Raw genomic sequence first — 14,684 nt, 5'->3', positions numbered from 1 at the left:
CCGCTCTCGCCCTCGTTCCGTCCACCGTCCGGTTCCCCGTTCTCCGTCCGGTCTGACGGTCGTCAGACAGCCGTCTGATACGTAATTAAGAGGGGCGAAACCGTCGCAGGGCGTATGGATGGGACGCCCCAGGAGATCACGAACTTGGTCGGTCGCGAGGTCTACTCGAACAACGGCGTGTTCGTCGGCGAAGTCCGCGACGTCCACCTCGACTTCGAGCGACAGACCGTCACCGAACTCGCGCTGCGCGACCTCAACACGGAACTGTTCCACGGCCGCATCGACCCCGGCAAAGGCGTGATGATACCCTACCGCTGGGTCCGCGCGGTCGGCGACGTCATCCTCATCAACGACGTCGTCGAGCGGTACAAGGACGAAGAGGAAGAGCCGGCGCTCGCCTGAGCGTCACCGACTCGTTCCCCGACTCCCGCCGACGCGCAGCTGACGCGCCGTCGAACCGTCGGCTCGTACGACGCGATCGCGCCGCGCGGCGGGGTGTCGGCTCGTACGACGGGAGACGACGACTCACCTCCCGACTGTCGGCGAGCACCACACCGCGGCCCCGCCAGTCGTCACGTCCCGTTACTGCTCTCGGACGAGGAGTCGACGCCCATCGCCTGGAACAGTTTGCGCCGGACCGCCTCCTCGGTCAACTGGAGGAGCGTGTCGCGGTTGCCCTCGCCGCTGTCGATGCCAGTGAAGATGCCGAGCGGGATCTCGACGCTCCCCTGCGTGGAGTGTCCGGCCGCCTCGCCGATGCCGGTGAAGGCGTCCTGGAGGACGTTGCCGATGTTGATGCGGATGTCCTTCGAGCGGGCGGCGAGGTAGATCGTGTCGTCGGCGATGCCGAACACCGCCGTCGTGGTGATCCCCTCGAGGTTGAGGAGGTGCTGGGCGGCCTGTGCGAGCGCCTCGCGGTCGCGGATGAACCCCGCGTTCGAGACGAGGTGACTCCCCTGCACTTCGCGGTTCTGGATCGCCTCCGCCAGGACGTCGAGCGTCTCCGGCGACATCGACGGCGACTCGACCTGTTCGAGCGTGTCGTGGTTCGCGAAGGGGTACAGGTAGGCCGCCGCGGTCAGGTCGGCGGGAGTGGTCTCGCGCTTGAAGTCCATCGTCTCCGCGCGGATCCCGTAGAGGAGCGCCGTCGCGACCGCCTCCGACGGGGAGAGGTCGAACTCCTGGATGTACTTCGTGAGGATGGTCGACGTGGAGGAGACGTTCGGTCGGACGTCGGTGAAGTCGGCGTCGATCCCCTCCTCGGGCTCGAAGTGGTCGATGAAGACGTCGACGTCGACGTCGGCGTCGAGTTCGCCCGACTTCATGTGGTCGACGAGCGCGACGGCGCTGTACGCCGACAGCGGTTTCTCGTCGCGGGGAATGAGCTCGATCCCGAGGAGGTTGACGAACGCGCGGTTCTCCTGGTGGCCGATGTCGCCGTCGTAGACGATGTCGGCGTCGACGCCGTACTCCTGTGCGATCGCCTGGAGCGCGACCGCGCTCGCGATCGAGTCGGGATCGGGGCTGTCGTGGGTGAGGATCGCGAGTTTCCCGTCGATCCCCTGCAGGAGGTCGGCGAGCTGGCGCGCCTTGTACTCGAGTTCGCCCGTCTCCAGCGCCCGGAGCGCGGAGTCGGCGATCACCTCCGAGGGGTTGATGACGACGTCGGCACCGAGGTCGAGGAGTTCGTCCTTCGAGACGGGGTCCGACGCGCGGACGACGATGAACTGGTCGCCACCCGCCTCGCGGATGGCCGACACGGCGGCCTTGTTCGCCTCGACGTCCGACGCGAGGATCAGGATGACGTCGCGGTCCTCGACGACCTCGCTCACCGACGCGTCCATGATGTCGGTCTGCTGTGCGTTGAGATCCTGGTCACGCAGCGCCTCGACGCGGTCTTCGTCCTTGTCGAGGATGAGGACGTGTTTCCCCTCCTCGGCGAGTTCCTCCGCCACCGCGTGGCCCACGCTCCCACAGCCGAGGATGGCGTAGGTCGACATCGACGAGACGGTGACCCCAGTGCTCATTCGTACGTGGTGTTACTCGCTGGGCCACACTTAACACCCTCCCTTTGACGCAACCGACCCCCCGCGGCACACTTCGATCCAACCGATCCCCGGCGGCACGGGCGCTGTCACGGCCGAGCTGACGGCCACCGGTGGGAACGCCGGGCCCGACGCTCAGGTGGCCGCCGGCCGCTCGTCGGTCGCGGCGCCGAGCACCTCCACGAGCGCCGTGGTCGACGGTGCGTCGCTGACCGTGAGCGGGTCGGCCGCCAGTCCCAAGCCGGACGGCGTGGGCACCGACGGCGGGACGGGAGCAGCCGCCTCGTCGGGAACGTACTCGTAGCGCTCGACGCGTCGGGCGCCGTAGACGCCGACGACGAGGATGCCCACGAGCGGGACCGCAGCCCCCGCGACGAAGAGCCACCGGACGATCCCACGCGGTGCGTGGAGCCCACGGCTGTCAAGATACAGCAACGTCGGCGTCGTCGCCCAGAGGACGACGGCGAACCAGAGCGCGAGCACCGGAACGGCGACGCCGGCGACGACCGCGCACAGGACGGCCAGCCGTCCCACGGTGGCCGCCCCGAGACAGACCGTCCGGAGCGTGAGCGGCCGCTGGGGAACGGCGCGCGTCCGCCCCTGCACCCACTCGTCGAGGTCGTCGGCCCCCACCTCTCGGAGCACGTCGGCCAGCGTCGCGAGCGAGAGGCGAGCCCGGGCGGGCGACCGCGGCGTCTCGGGGAGTTCGGTCGTGGCGACCACGACGAGGTCCGGTTCGATCGGTCCGGCCGGTGTGCCAGACGCGACGTTCGTCGGGCCGTCGGCGTGTCGGCGGGGACGACCACTGGAGGCGAGTCCGTCTCTGGACCGTTCCGCCGGCGAGTCCGACAGGTCTCTCCCGGTTCCAGTGTGGGTAGAGGGGTCGGCGTCCCGTTCGACGACGACGGTCGTGGCCTCTCCCTCGATCCACTCGCACGCCAGGACCGTCTCACGATCGTCGAAAGCGACGGGCCGGATGCGTTCGGCGCCGAGCCGTGTACACAGTTCCACGAGGAGACGCACGAGGTCGCGGTGACGAAGGCCCAGGAGCTGTGCGGCTGTCACGGCTTCGCCCTCGGAGTCGGCCGACCCGTCGTCCAGAGGGTCACCTCCGGACCCGCTCGTGCCGCCGTCCGTGGACCACGACGTGTGGGACCACAGCATCGAACCGTGTACGGACGCTGGGGAGATGACCGTTCCGGCCCGTCACCCGCCGGTCACGCGGAACGCGTCGAAGAGGACGACCGCGGCCAGGACCGCACCGCCGAGGACGGCGAGTCGACCGAGGCCGACGAGCCACCCGACCGCCACGAGGAGACCGACCACCTCGACGACGAGGCCGCACGCGAGCAGGGCGATTGCCGCCGCGGCGGATCGATCGCTGGCGAGCCGCGAGCGGCCCACCGCTGGCGGGTAGAACTGGAAGGAGACGCCGACGATCGCGAGCCCGAGGAGACCGACGAGGTTGAGACGGCGGTGGACGACTGCCAGCGTCGGGTCGAGGCTGAGCAGGGCGAACGACAGACCCACCAGCACCCCGGCCACGCCGGAGACGACGCCAAGGGTGACGCCAGCGAACGCGACGCGCCGCCGGTCGGCGCGGTGGAGCGTGACGAGGACGGCCACGGCGAAGCCGCCCACTCCCACGGCTTCGAGGACGGCTCCGGCGACGAACCGCGGTCCGGCGCCGAGCGACGACGCGATCAGGCCCGGCCCGAGGGCGGCCGCGGGGAGCATCACGTACACGACGGCCGACGGCGGTGACGCGACGAGAAACCGGGGGAGCAGTCGGACGCCGACGGCGAGGAGCGCGAGGACGGCACTGCCGGCCGCCAGCAGGTGGGCGACCCCCGCGAGGCGCGACGCGATCAGGGTGTCGAACCCACCGACGACGCCGACGAGGTCGACGGATCCGACCAGCAGGTAGCCGACCGCGACGAGGACGAACGGGTTCGCGTAGCGGTCGACAGCCCGCCGATGGGCGTTGTGGTCGCCCGTCCCCGTCTCGGCTCCGGTAGGGTTGTCACGGACGGTCCACGCGAGCGCGCCCGCGAACACGCACACACCGGTGAGCCACGAGACCGCCCCGACGAGGCCGACGGCATGTGGAAGGCCGAGCCCCCGCCAGCCCGCGAGGAGGGCAGTGCCGCCGGCGGTCAGCGGGAGCCCGACCATCGGTGCCCGGGCGGGCGTCAACGACCGCGCGAAGTACGGTGGGACGAGCGCGTACCCCTTCCCGAGGAGGACGTGGAGGACGAACCCGAAGACGGCGACCAGGAGCGCCGCGTCCGTCGGGCCATCGAGGAAGACCAGCGCCTGCCACGCGACGAGGGCAACGATCCCGGTGGCGACGGTGGCGCGCGTCCACCGCGACTTCGTGGCCGCAGCTGTCGACATCGTGGCTCACCCCGGTCTGCCGCTGGTGTCGGCCGTGGTCGCGGTTCGTCGGCGTCGGTCGTCCATCGGTCGTCCGTTCCGCGGTCGCGAGGATAAATCCGGGGCCGAACGGGTGCGGCGTGTTTGATCGATGGACGTGTACCAGACTGAGTAATTCGGCGAGTCGATCAGCGGTTCGCGAGACGGCGTTTCGACAGCGACTGGTGGCAATCCGGGCTCGTCTCTGGTTCGTTGGATACCAGTGGAATCTGACTCACTCCATCGGCCGGGAGCGGCTACGATTTCGTCTCAGATCCGGGAGGCGACAGAGGCGTCGCCACGGGGTGGGGGATGGAGAAATCGACGGGGCTGCCAGGGAGGCACTCGGGGACAACGAGACCCGCAGAGAGTGGTGACGAGAGACATGGGTGATGACGAGAGAGACACGACCCACGTGCGACCGTCCCCGCGCCATTTAATTGCTCGATCCCCGAGGGGTGGGTATGCTCACTTTCGTCGGGCTCGGCCTCTACGACGAACGCTCGATCACCGTCGAGGGCCAGGACGCTCTCGGGGAGGCCGACCGCGCGTTCGCGGAGTTCTACACGAGTCGCCTCGTCGGCACCACGGTCGAGGAGCTCGAAGCGTACCACGGCGTCGAGATCGAGGTGAGAGATCGCGCGGGCGTCGAACAGCATCCCGACGAGATCCTCGACGCCGCCGCCACCGACGACGTCGTCTTCCTCACCGCGGGCGACACGATGATCTCGACGACGCACGTCGACCTGCGGATGCGTGCCCACGAGCGAGGAATCGACACCCGCGTGATCCACGGCGTGACCGCACAGTCGGCCGCCGCCGGCCTGACCGGGTTGCAGAACTACCGCTTCGGCAAAGCCGTCACGCTCCCGTTTCCCTACGCCCACGGCGGGGACGGGGTGCCGCCGTCGGTCGTCGAGTCGATCGAGGCGAACCGGGAACGGGGGCTGCACACGCTCGTCTACCTGGACATCAAGGTCGGTGACGTGCCCGGGAAACCCTCCGACTCGGACGAGTTCATGACCGGCGACGTCGCCGCCTCGTTACTGACGGAGTGGCGGGACGTCCTCGGCGTCGTCGTCGCGCGTGCGGGCAGTCCCGACCCGGTCGTCGCCGCGGACCGGCTCTCCGAGCTCTCCGAACGGGAGTTCGGTGGTCCCCTGCACATGCTCGTGCTCCCGGGGACGCTCCACCACCTCGAGGCCGACGCGCTGTGCGACCTCTGCGGTGCCCCGCGGAATCTGGTCGAGCAGTCGCTGGCGTAAGCGGCGTCTCCCGCTGCCGTGGTCGTCGCCCCCGAGACTCGTCTCTCGCGGCATCGACAGCCGGACTCCCTCTCCCCGGTCGAGACGGACGCTCCCGATGTCCGAGCGTTAAGACGGACGCTCGAGAACACCTCGTTCGATGAGGGTGCGTCTCTGGAGCGAACACGAGCGGATCAGCGAGGCGACCGTCGGTCGCACCGCGAGACAGATCGACGACGGACGAGGGGGTGTGCTGGCGTGAACCCGGCAGTCCTGTTCGGGCTCGGGACGATGATCACGTGGGGGTTCTGGATCGTCTTCGGCGACGTGGCGTCGAGCAGCATCGACCCGGGGACCGCCGCGGCGATCTCGTACGTCGCCGTGGCCGTCGTCACCGTCGCCTACGCGCTCGTGTCGGACGCGTCACTCGCGGCGACGGGCCGGGGACTGGCCTTCTCACTCGTCGCAGGCGTGGCCGCCGCCATCGGCGTCCTCGTCCTCGGCGAACCGATCTCGCTCACGAAGGTCGCCGGTATCGGGCTGGCCGTCGTCGCGATCGTCCTGATAAACAGATAGGCCGCCGAGGGCGGGACGGCCCGGCGAGCCGGGACGAGCGCGCCACGAGCGGCCAGTCGTTCGTGGCCGTTACTCGATCTCCTCGCCGCCGTCCGGCATCCGCGGGAGGTCGAGCTGCCGGGCGAGGTCGTACTCGTCGCCCGTCACCATGAAGAGGACGTCCTCAATGACGGTGAGGAGTTCGGGGAGTTCGCGCACGACGAGGTAGATGATCCCGACGAGCGCGACCACGGCGGCGACCTGCGAGATGACGCGGTCAGAGAGGAAAAACGAGACGCGGTAGGGGTCGGTCGCGCCGAAGAGGAACAGCACTTCGTCGACGAACCACTGCATGTACTGGTTGCCGAAGACGATGCCGATGAACGTGACGCGGACGACGTTGAGCGCGTAGATGAGCGGGATCGAGACGGCGAACGCGCGGAGCTTCCGGTCGAGGGGCGCCCGGACGGCGGCGATGAGGCCCGCGAAGATCGCCATGCTCCCCAGTCCGGTGCAGGCGAGGACGACCGTGTACTCCAGTCGGTGGCCGTTCGGCTCGACGTACCGATACGTGTTCGTGTAGCCCTGTGGTCCCTCGATCAGGGTCGGAGAGTAGCCCAGCACGTTCGTGAGGAAGCCGGTCTGTGCGGCGACGGTCTCGATGAGCACCTGTTCAGGCGCGGGCAGCGACAGCCCGAACGCGGTGATCGCTGGGATCGTCTCGAACGGGAGGTAGACGAGCCCCATCGCGGCGACGGCCCGCGAGAGCACGAACAGCGTGTCGCGGCCCGAGTAGACGAGATACCCCGCGTAGAGGCAGGCGGGGACGGCGGCGAGCGAGAGGAAGCCCTCGACGTAGCTCTTGTGACTGAAGGCGAACCAGGGGACCAACTGGGCCCAGAAGACCGCGAAGCCGCCCCAGGCGGCGGTCGTCACGAGGCGCGCGTGGTCGCGGTCGCGGTCGGTCAAGAGCGCGCCCGAGGTGAACAGGAGGATGACGACCCACCCGAGCACGTCAGAGAGCAGTCCCGGCATACACCCCGAGAATGCGCGCGTCGGACTAAAGTCCTTGTCGTTAGTGACGCTCGCCTTGCACAACTGACGCAGTGATGACACGGACCGTGAGTCGTGTTCACCCGGCACGTAGCCCACATCACTGGCTTCGCGTGAAGGAACTACCAGAAATTGGAGACGATAGATCGGGACCGAGCCGGCTCAGAAGGGGAACAGCGAGTCGGCGTCGGGGTCACGCTCGAGGAGTTCGATCTCGTGGCCGTCCTGGTCCTTCGTGAAGGCGTACAGGTCGTCACAGGAGGCGGGGTCGCGGTAGTCCGGTGCCTCGCGCTCCATCAGCTGGTCCCAGTCGTCGTGGAGGTCGTCGATGCGGACGCAGAGGTGGCCCCACGCGTCGCCCATCGTGTACGAACGCCCGTCGTAGTTGTAGGTGAGTTCGACCGCCATCGCGTGCTCCGAGGCTCCCTCGGGCTTCACGAAGTAGTTGGCGAACGTGTCGGACTCCCACCGGCCCGTGTGTTCGTACTCGAACTTGCGGACCCAGTAGCCGAGCGCGTCGTCGGCGTCCTCGACGCGGATCATCGTGTGGTCGAGGCTCCACTTCGCGCCGTAGTCGCGCTTGACGATCTCGACCTCGTGACCGTCGGGGTCCTTCACGAACGCGTAGCGGCCCCCACACGATTCGGGGTCGCGGTAGTCCTCGACGCCCTCGTCCATCAGCTGCTGGTACGACGATTCGAGTTCGTTCTCGGGGACGCGGACGGCGATGTGGCCCCACGCGTCACCCATCTCGTACGAGCGGCCGTCGTGGTTGTAGGTGAGTTCGAGCATCGCCCCCTCCTCGTGCATCTCCTCGGGGCCGAGGTAGACGATGGTGACGTCGTCGCCCTCGTAGCGGTCCTTCTCCTCGTAGTCGAGGTGTGTCTGGTACCACTCCAGCGAGGCGTCGAGGTCCTCGACGCGGATCATGACGTGATCGAGTACTCCGGACATAATCGTTCGAGACACAGGTTCGCGGGCGCGAAAAAGGGTGTGGTATCGGTCGGATCCTCGGCGTTCGCGCAGGCGCGTCAACGGTGACCGTGCAGTGTCGTGCCGACCTCGACTTGCAGTGTCGTGCCGACCTCGACTTGCAGTGTCGTGCCGACCTCGACTTGCAGTGTCGTGCCGACCTCGACTGTGCGGTGGCGCGTGACGTCGCGCGGTCCGGCCGCGCGACTCGCGCGCGAGGGATGAGTGAGCGACCCGAGCATAGCGAAGACGCGAACGAATCGGCTGGGGAGGGTGTGGTCTCGCTGCGCACCGGGTGTCGCGCGCCGGTCGCTCGTCCGACCACTCGCAATCGGTCGAGTTCAACCACTCGCAATCGATCGTTGATACCCCGGGCGCTCACGACCACACGGCGCGGAACCGCTCCCGCGCGGCGGGCCAGTAGAGCCACCACGCGACGACGACGAACGCGAGGGTCCCGAGGGGCCACGCCGTCCGGTACGGCTGGACCGAGAACCCCCGCGCCAGCGACAGCTGGGCGACGCCCGCGACGACCAGCAACCCACCCGTGACGCGGGGGTCCTCGCGGCCGAAGACCAGTCCGACGAAGCCGCTCGCGAGCGCGAGGACGTAGCAGACGACGCTGATCGGCCAGGCGTAGATGTAGTCGGGGAGCCCCTGGGTGTACAGGAAGAAGAAGTCCCAGACGAACGTCGCGTTCGGCGGTGCGGTGTTGAACAGCCCCCACGCGAAGACGAACGTCGTGCCGCCACCTCGCGAGAAGGTCTGGACCGACCACGGCACCGCGAGGAGCACGAGGAGCACGACGAACGAGGCGCGGTCGGTCCGGTCGGGCATGAGGGAGCGTTGGTGTGGTCGAACAAAAACGCTCTGAGGCGAGTGCGTCGGCGGAAGCGCCCGACTCGACCGAGGTGATCGACGTGACTGAGGTGATCGACGCGACCGAGGTGATCGACGCGACTGGCAGGACCGAGGTAGTCGGAGCGACTTACTTCCGCGCGACGATTCGCATCACGTCCTCGTCTTCGAGTTCGTGGCCTCGGCCGACCTGCTGCTCGTCGTGCTTGGCGCTCGGGCCGGTGACGCGGGCGAACCGGAACCGTTCGTCGAAGTTCCCGCCGAGTTTGTGGAGGGCGTCCTCGACCGTATTCTCACCCTCGCGGAGGACGAGCGGCTCCTCGTAGTCGACGCCGCGGCCGGGTTTGTCCATGTACACCCGGACCAGCCCCAGCGACTTCCACATCGTCGCCTTCAGCGCGTCGAGCCCCTTCTCCTCCGCGGCGCTGATGAACACCGCGTCGTCGGGGTCGATGCCGACCTCGCGGAGGTTCTCCTCCACGGTCGGCAGGTAGTCGCGGTCGATGAGGTCGGCCTTGTTCACCGTCACCATCGACGGGAGGTAGACGCGGTTGTCCATGATGCCGTCGATGAGTTCGTCGATGTCGCAGTCCCCGCGAACGGTGACGTCGGCGTTGACGAAGCCGTGTTCGCGGAGGACGCCCTTGATCGTGTCCTCGTCGAGCGCGACCGCGTCGCTCTTCGTGACGCGGATGCCGCCCTTCGCGGTCTTCGAGATCGAGAGGCTCGGCGGGGAGGTGTCGAGGCGGACCTTGTTGTTGTACAGCTCCTCGCGCAGGCGGTCGTACTTCTCGATCTCGAACACCGAGAGCATGAAGACGACCAGGTCGGCGGTCCGAACGACCGACAGGACCTCCTTCCCGCCACCCCGACCGCCCGCCGCACCCTCGATCAGCCCCGGCACGTCGAGGATCTGGATGTTCGCGCCGTTGTACTTCAGCATCCCCGGGTTGACGTTGAGGGTGGTGAACTCGTACTCGCCGACCTCGCTGTCGGCGTTGGTGAGCGCGTTGATCAGCGTCGACTTGCCCACGGAGGGAAAGCCCACGAGCGCCACCGTCGCGTCGCCGGTCTTCTCGACCGCGTAGCCGTGGCCACCACCGGCAGAGGACTGGTTCTCGAGTTTCTCCTTCTTCTCGGCGAGTTTCGCCTTCAGCCGACCGATGTGCTGCTCGGTCGACTTGTTGTAGGGCGTGCTGGAGATCTCCTCTTCGATCTCGTCGATCTCCTCTTCCAGTCCCATTACGCCAGCGTGGGTCATCGCCGTCGAAAAACCTGTTCATTAGCGACGTGGCGTGAGAGAGGACGACGCGGTGGCGGACAGCGTCCCAGCGGTGACGGGTCCGTCGTCCGAGGTACGGACCCCGTGTACGGAGTCATCGGCAGGGGTGACAATCCGACCAGGTAGTCGTTCGACCGGGGAAACCGCGGGAGACCGCGCGGCACCCGGTGCACGAGGAGAGGCCTCGCCCTCCCCAGCCAGTACGGCCGGCACGGAGCCCGGCCGCGGCCCTCGCGCGCCGTTCACTCGCTTCGCTCGTTCACTTCCGCGCGCCGACCGGCCTGCGGTGGCGCGGCCGGGGCGACTCCGTGTCGCCGCGCCGCGCGAGGGATGAGCGAGCGAACGGGGTGAGTGAGCGAATCGGCTGGGGAGGTCTGTGGCTTCACCGCCCTGGCGATTGTTCGGGTTTCGTTCTGTCCAGTCCGTAACTGCGTCTCCGAGTAGTAGTTAACTGTGGACGAGAACTGAACGCGGCCTGGTGTATCCGATCGTGGCTATCTCGGAGCCGGCACACGAAGGGGAGAGAGACACCCGAGAGAGTCCATATCCACCAATAGTCGAGTATGTACCGCAGGTGGTGAGCGTGCGATCGCTGAGCAACGAGATGGACTCTTTCCTTCGCTCCACAACGAGATGGACTCGTTCCTTCGCTCCAGTTCGTCGCTCTTGCGCGACCGGCTATCGCCACCTATCTTCAGGTACTCGTTTCAACCTACCAGACGGAACAGAACATCGAACTCGACGGGCGTGTTCCGAGAGCCGTCGATTCGAGCGGAACGAGGGTTCCTGAACACGACCCAGACGTAATAGAAGCTCTCCCAGCACTCGTGATAGAAGCACACGCTCGAGTTGATTCTCTGTTACTCACCAGTCTCGCATTGTTCCTCCGTGCCGCGCTTGCTCTTGCGATCCGAGTACTGATGGTGTGGGACGTGTTGATGCTTGTTGGGACCTCTCCCGCCGTCATCGCAACCGTTCCGTTCGCAGATCGATTCCTGCGACAAGATGGAATTCAACACGGCTCATTTCGCGCTCCAGAGAGGACGCGTTCTCTCTCACGGACCGGTCCTTTCACGGTGAGAACGTATCGTTCCCATGGCCAGCATCTCTCGTAGCTCACGGAGAGACTCCACCAGTGCACCAGATAACCACTGCCGAGGACCGAAGCCCTTCTTACCGTTCACTCCTCAGGTGAGGTATGGACGAGCAACCGGGGCTCTCGGAGCAGTACCGGATGGCCAGCCCGTGGCCGATCTTCATCGCGCTTGGTATCCCGATCGCCGAACTCGGCATCCTCTTCGATCTGTTCCCCCTCGCCGTCGGAGGACTCATCCTCTTCAGCGGGAGCGTCTCCGGCATGCTACAGGAGACCGGCTACGTCGAGTCGCCGTGGCGCGCCGTCGGCGTGCTGGCGGTCGTACTCGTCGTCGTTGGTGTCGGCTTCGTCGTGACCGACCTGCGGCTCGTCACCCGCGGCTACGCCATCGTCGTCGCGGGCGCGCTCCTCCTGCTCGGAGCGGTCGCGGGCGAGCTGTTCGTCCACGACGACGCGCCCGCGGTCTGAGCGTCACGGGCCGAGTCGAGACGACCGAGCGCACGGGCCGGACGTCGCGGTCTGCGGGACGTCCGCACGGCCCGACCGAACCGACAACCTATTTGATCGGGGGTTCTCACCGGCAACCATGGCGAACGAGACCGAGACCGAGATATTCGATCGGGAGACGCTCCTCGACCTGGTGGTGAACATCATCCCCCTGTTCATCATCTTCTTCTTCATCGTCGCGTTCTTGCTGTTCAACCCGTTCGGGGTCGAACCCCTCGCGTCCGGGATCCAGTTCGGCCTGCTCGTCGCACCGTTCGTCCTCCTGGCGATCCTGACGTACATCTCGGGCAAGGCCATCGCCGGATCGGAGAAGAATTTCACCGTCTACCTCCCCGGACAGGCGACCGTCACCGGCGCGAAACCGCTCCACGACGAGGAGGACGTGGGTTCGGGGGAGCAGCACCCCGAACTCGAGGAGACGGGATCCGAAACTGGGGACGACGAGACCGACGGATAACCCGGGTCGACTCTCTCGACCCTCCCCGGAGTCGGTCGGGACGTTTCGTCCGTCCACGAGCGCCGGTCGACGGCGTGTAGTCCGGCGTTTTTTTCTCTTCGCGTGACCGGTCGAGGCGCACATCCCGAACCTTTCATTACCCTCGAATCCTCAGCCACATCCATGGAACTACACGGACAGCTGACTGCGGTTCCCCTCCAGTCGTCGTCCGGCGGTTCGGGGATGAACGGACAGCTGGCACTGACGGTTCTCATGGGGGTGTTCCTCGTCGCTGTCGCCGTCTGGCTCGCGCGCGTCGAGAACTGGCGGTCGTACACGCCGCTCGCCGGAGGCGGCGCGTACGGTGGCGAGGGCGGTTACGTGTCGAGCGAGAAACCCGCGGGGCTCATCCGCTGGCTCACGACCGTCGACCACAAGGACATCGGGATGCTGTACGGCGCGTACGCCGTCGTGGCGTTCGTCGTCGGCGGGCTGATGGTCACGCTGATGCGGATCGAACTCGCCGACCCCGGCATGACCCTCATCTCCAACACCTACTACAACTCGCTGTTGACGAGCCACGGCATCACGATGCTGTTCCTGTTCGGGACGCCCATCATCGCGGCGTTCGCGAACTACCTCGTCCCGCTCATCATCGGCGCGGACGACATGGCGTTCCCGCGAATCAACGCCATCGCGTTCTGGCTCCTCCCGCCCGGTGCGATCCTGATCTGGGCCGGCTTCTTCCCCATCCCGGACCTCATCCCCGCCCAGACCGCCTGGACCATGTACACGCCCCTGTCAGCGGGCGTCGGGAGCGGTAACCAGGCGAACGCGGGCGTCGATCTCATGTTGCTGGGCCTGCACCTCACCGGCGTGTCGGCGACGATGGGGGCGATCAACTTCATCGCGACCATCTTCACCGAACGCGACGAGAAGGTCACCTGGGCCAACCTCGACATCTTCTCGTGGACGATCCTCACCCAGTCCGGCCTGATCCTCTTCGCGTTCCCCCTCCTCGGCAGCGCCATCATCATGCTGCTCATGGATCGCAACCTCGGCACGACGTTCTTCTCGGTCGACGGTGGCTACATCCTCTGGCAGCACCTCTTCTGGTTCTTCGGCCACCCCGAGGTGTACATCCTCGTGCTCCCGCCGATGGGCATCGTCTCGTACGTCCTGCCCAGGTTCGCCGGCCGGCGGCTGTTCGGATTCAAATTCGTCGTCTACTCCACCCTCGCGATCGGCGTGCTCTCGTTCGGCGTCTGGGCACACCACATGTTCGCCACCGGCATCGACCCCCGGCTCCGCGCGTCGTTCATGGCCGTCTCGCTCGCCATCGCCATCCCCTCCGCCGTCAAGACGTTCAACTGGATCACGACGATGTGGAACGGGAAGATCCGGCTGACGACGCCGATGCTCTTCTGCATCGGCTTCGTCTCGAACTTCATCATCGGCGGCGTCACGGGCGTCTTCCTCGCGTCTATTCCGGTGAATCTCGTGCTCCACGACACGTACTACGTGGTCGGGCACTTCCACTACATCGTCATGGGCGCCATCGCGTTCGCCGGCTTCGCGGGGCTGTACTACTGGTTCCCGCTGTACACCGGCCGGATGTACCAGAAGACGCTGGGCAAGGCGCACTTCTGGCTCTCGATGATCGGGACGAACGTCACGTTCCTCGCGATGATCCTGCTCGGCTACGGCGGCATGCCGCGCCGGTACGCCACGTACCTGCCCGAGTTCGCCACGCTCCACCAGGTGGCGACCGTCGGCGCGCTGCTCATCTTCGTCGGCCAGCTCATCTGGCTGTGGAACTTCGTCGACTCGTGGCTCGAGGGCCCGAAGGTCGAGGACGGCGACCCGTGGAACCTCGACGACTACGGCCTCAAGACCGCGGAGTGGCAGTGGTTCGAGCGCAAGCGTGAGACGTCGCTCGCGCTCGCCGACGGCGGCGACGAGGAGGAACTCGCCGCGGACGGCGGGCAGGTCGCCGACGAGGAGTCTGCGGACGCCGCCGTCGACGCCGACGCCGGTACCGACGAACGGACCGCGGACACCGACGCGTAACCCCGTCCGGCTCGACGCCGACTTTTCATCGTTCGATCGTTCCGACGCGCTGGAGCCGTACCGATGGCGTCGTCACACCCTCTGACGACCCTGCTGCGCTCAGTTCGTGCGAGAAGGCAGTAGTGGTCGACAGCGGTTCGTGCTCGCCGCA

13 protein-coding genes are annotated in these 14,684 nt (G+C 67.0%); 6 read left to right on the top strand and 7 right to left on the bottom strand.

Translation table 11 applies throughout. The features are described from left to right. Positions 1 to 114: 114 nt before the first annotated feature. Positions 115 to 402: a PRC-barrel domain-containing protein gene (locus tag FZP69_RS07250; RefSeq protein ID WP_152040661.1), complete on the top strand. Its 288-nt coding sequence runs from the start codon at positions 115 to 117 to the stop codon at positions 400 to 402. Between the two features lie 170 nt (positions 403 to 572). Here FZP69_RS07250 and FZP69_RS07245 read toward each other — a convergent pair whose 3' ends face one another. The 3 genes from FZP69_RS07245 to FZP69_RS07235 all read right to left on the bottom strand — a co-directional run bounded on the left by FZP69_RS07245 (position 573) and on the right by FZP69_RS07235 (position 4,442). After that, positions 573 to 2,027 (bottom strand): DHH family phosphoesterase, encoded by a 1,455-nt coding sequence (locus FZP69_RS07245; RefSeq protein WP_152040660.1) that lies wholly within the window; start codon positions 2,025 to 2,027, stop codon positions 573 to 575. Positions 2,028 to 2,180: 153 nt separating this feature from the next. Then, positions 2,181 to 3,209, bottom strand: coding sequence for a hypothetical protein (locus FZP69_RS07240; protein ID WP_152040659.1), 1,029 nt, complete (start codon positions 3,207 to 3,209; stop codon positions 2,181 to 2,183). Positions 3,210 to 3,251: 42 nt separating this feature from the next. Beyond that, a complete protein-coding gene (locus FZP69_RS07235; RefSeq protein ID WP_152040658.1) occupies positions 3,252 to 4,442 on the bottom strand; it encodes a hypothetical protein in 1,191 nt (396 codons plus the stop codon). A 482-nt stretch (positions 4,443 to 4,924) separates the two neighbouring features. On the opposite strand from FZP69_RS07235, the gene dph5 reads away from it, so the two are divergent. Continuing rightward, entirely contained in the window at positions 4,925 to 5,725 is an 801-nt protein-coding gene (gene dph5 / locus FZP69_RS07230; RefSeq protein ID WP_152040657.1) for a diphthine synthase, read from the top strand. Between the two features lie 237 nt (positions 5,726 to 5,962). Further along, positions 5,963 to 6,280 (top strand): EamA family transporter, encoded by a 318-nt coding sequence (locus FZP69_RS07225; protein WP_152040656.1) that lies wholly within the window; start codon positions 5,963 to 5,965, stop codon positions 6,278 to 6,280. 69 nt (positions 6,281 to 6,349) lie between these two features. Here the strand turns inward: FZP69_RS07225 and artA are convergent, their stop codons facing one another. The 4 genes from artA to FZP69_RS07205 form a co-directional block, all read right to left on the bottom strand. Then, complete coding sequence (gene artA, locus FZP69_RS07220; RefSeq protein ID WP_152040655.1) at positions 6,350 to 7,294, bottom strand: archaeosortase A; 945 nt, start codon at positions 7,292 to 7,294, stop codon at positions 6,350 to 6,352. Between the two features lie 180 nt (positions 7,295 to 7,474). Next, positions 7,475 to 8,266 carry a VOC family protein gene (locus FZP69_RS07215; RefSeq protein WP_152040654.1) on the bottom strand — a complete coding sequence of 264 codons (792 nt, stop codon included), beginning with the start codon at positions 8,264 to 8,266 and terminating at the stop codon, positions 7,475 to 7,477. 396 nt (positions 8,267 to 8,662) lie between these two features. Further along, the gene (locus FZP69_RS07210; RefSeq protein WP_152040653.1) at positions 8,663 to 9,121 is read right to left on the bottom strand and encodes a TIGR04206 family protein; all 459 of its coding nucleotides are present in this window, start codon (positions 9,119 to 9,121) and stop codon (positions 8,663 to 8,665) included. Positions 9,122 to 9,272: 151 nt separating this feature from the next. Then, complete coding sequence (locus FZP69_RS07205; RefSeq protein WP_152040652.1) at positions 9,273 to 10,385, bottom strand: OBG GTPase family GTP-binding protein; 1,113 nt, start codon at positions 10,383 to 10,385, stop codon at positions 9,273 to 9,275. A gap of 1,237 nt (positions 10,386 to 11,622) precedes the next feature. Between FZP69_RS07205 and FZP69_RS07200 the strand changes: the two genes are divergently transcribed. The 3 genes from FZP69_RS07200 (at position 11,623) to FZP69_RS07190 (ending at position 14,533) form a co-directional block, all read left to right on the top strand. Beyond that, the gene (locus FZP69_RS07200; RefSeq protein ID WP_152040651.1) at positions 11,623 to 11,988 is read left to right on the top strand and encodes a DUF7541 family protein; all 366 of its coding nucleotides are present in this window, start codon (positions 11,623 to 11,625) and stop codon (positions 11,986 to 11,988) included. A 118-nt stretch (positions 11,989 to 12,106) separates the two neighbouring features. Beyond that, positions 12,107 to 12,484 carry a DUF6684 family protein gene (locus tag FZP69_RS07195; RefSeq protein ID WP_152040650.1) on the top strand — a complete coding sequence of 126 codons (378 nt, stop codon included), beginning with the start codon at positions 12,107 to 12,109 and terminating at the stop codon, positions 12,482 to 12,484. A 252-nt stretch (positions 12,485 to 12,736) separates the two neighbouring features. Then, the gene (locus tag FZP69_RS07190) at positions 12,737 to 14,533 is read left to right on the top strand and encodes a cbb3-type cytochrome c oxidase subunit I (RefSeq protein WP_152041544.1); all 1,797 of its coding nucleotides are present in this window, start codon (positions 12,737 to 12,739) and stop codon (positions 14,531 to 14,533) included. Positions 14,534 to 14,684: the final 151 nt, after the last annotated feature.

The organism is Salinigranum salinum, assembly GCF_009176545.1.
GTDB classification, from domain to species: domain Archaea; phylum Halobacteriota; class Halobacteria; order Halobacteriales; family Haloferacaceae; genus Salinigranum; species Salinigranum salinum.
This window is presented reverse-complemented; position numbering and strand designations above follow the sequence as displayed.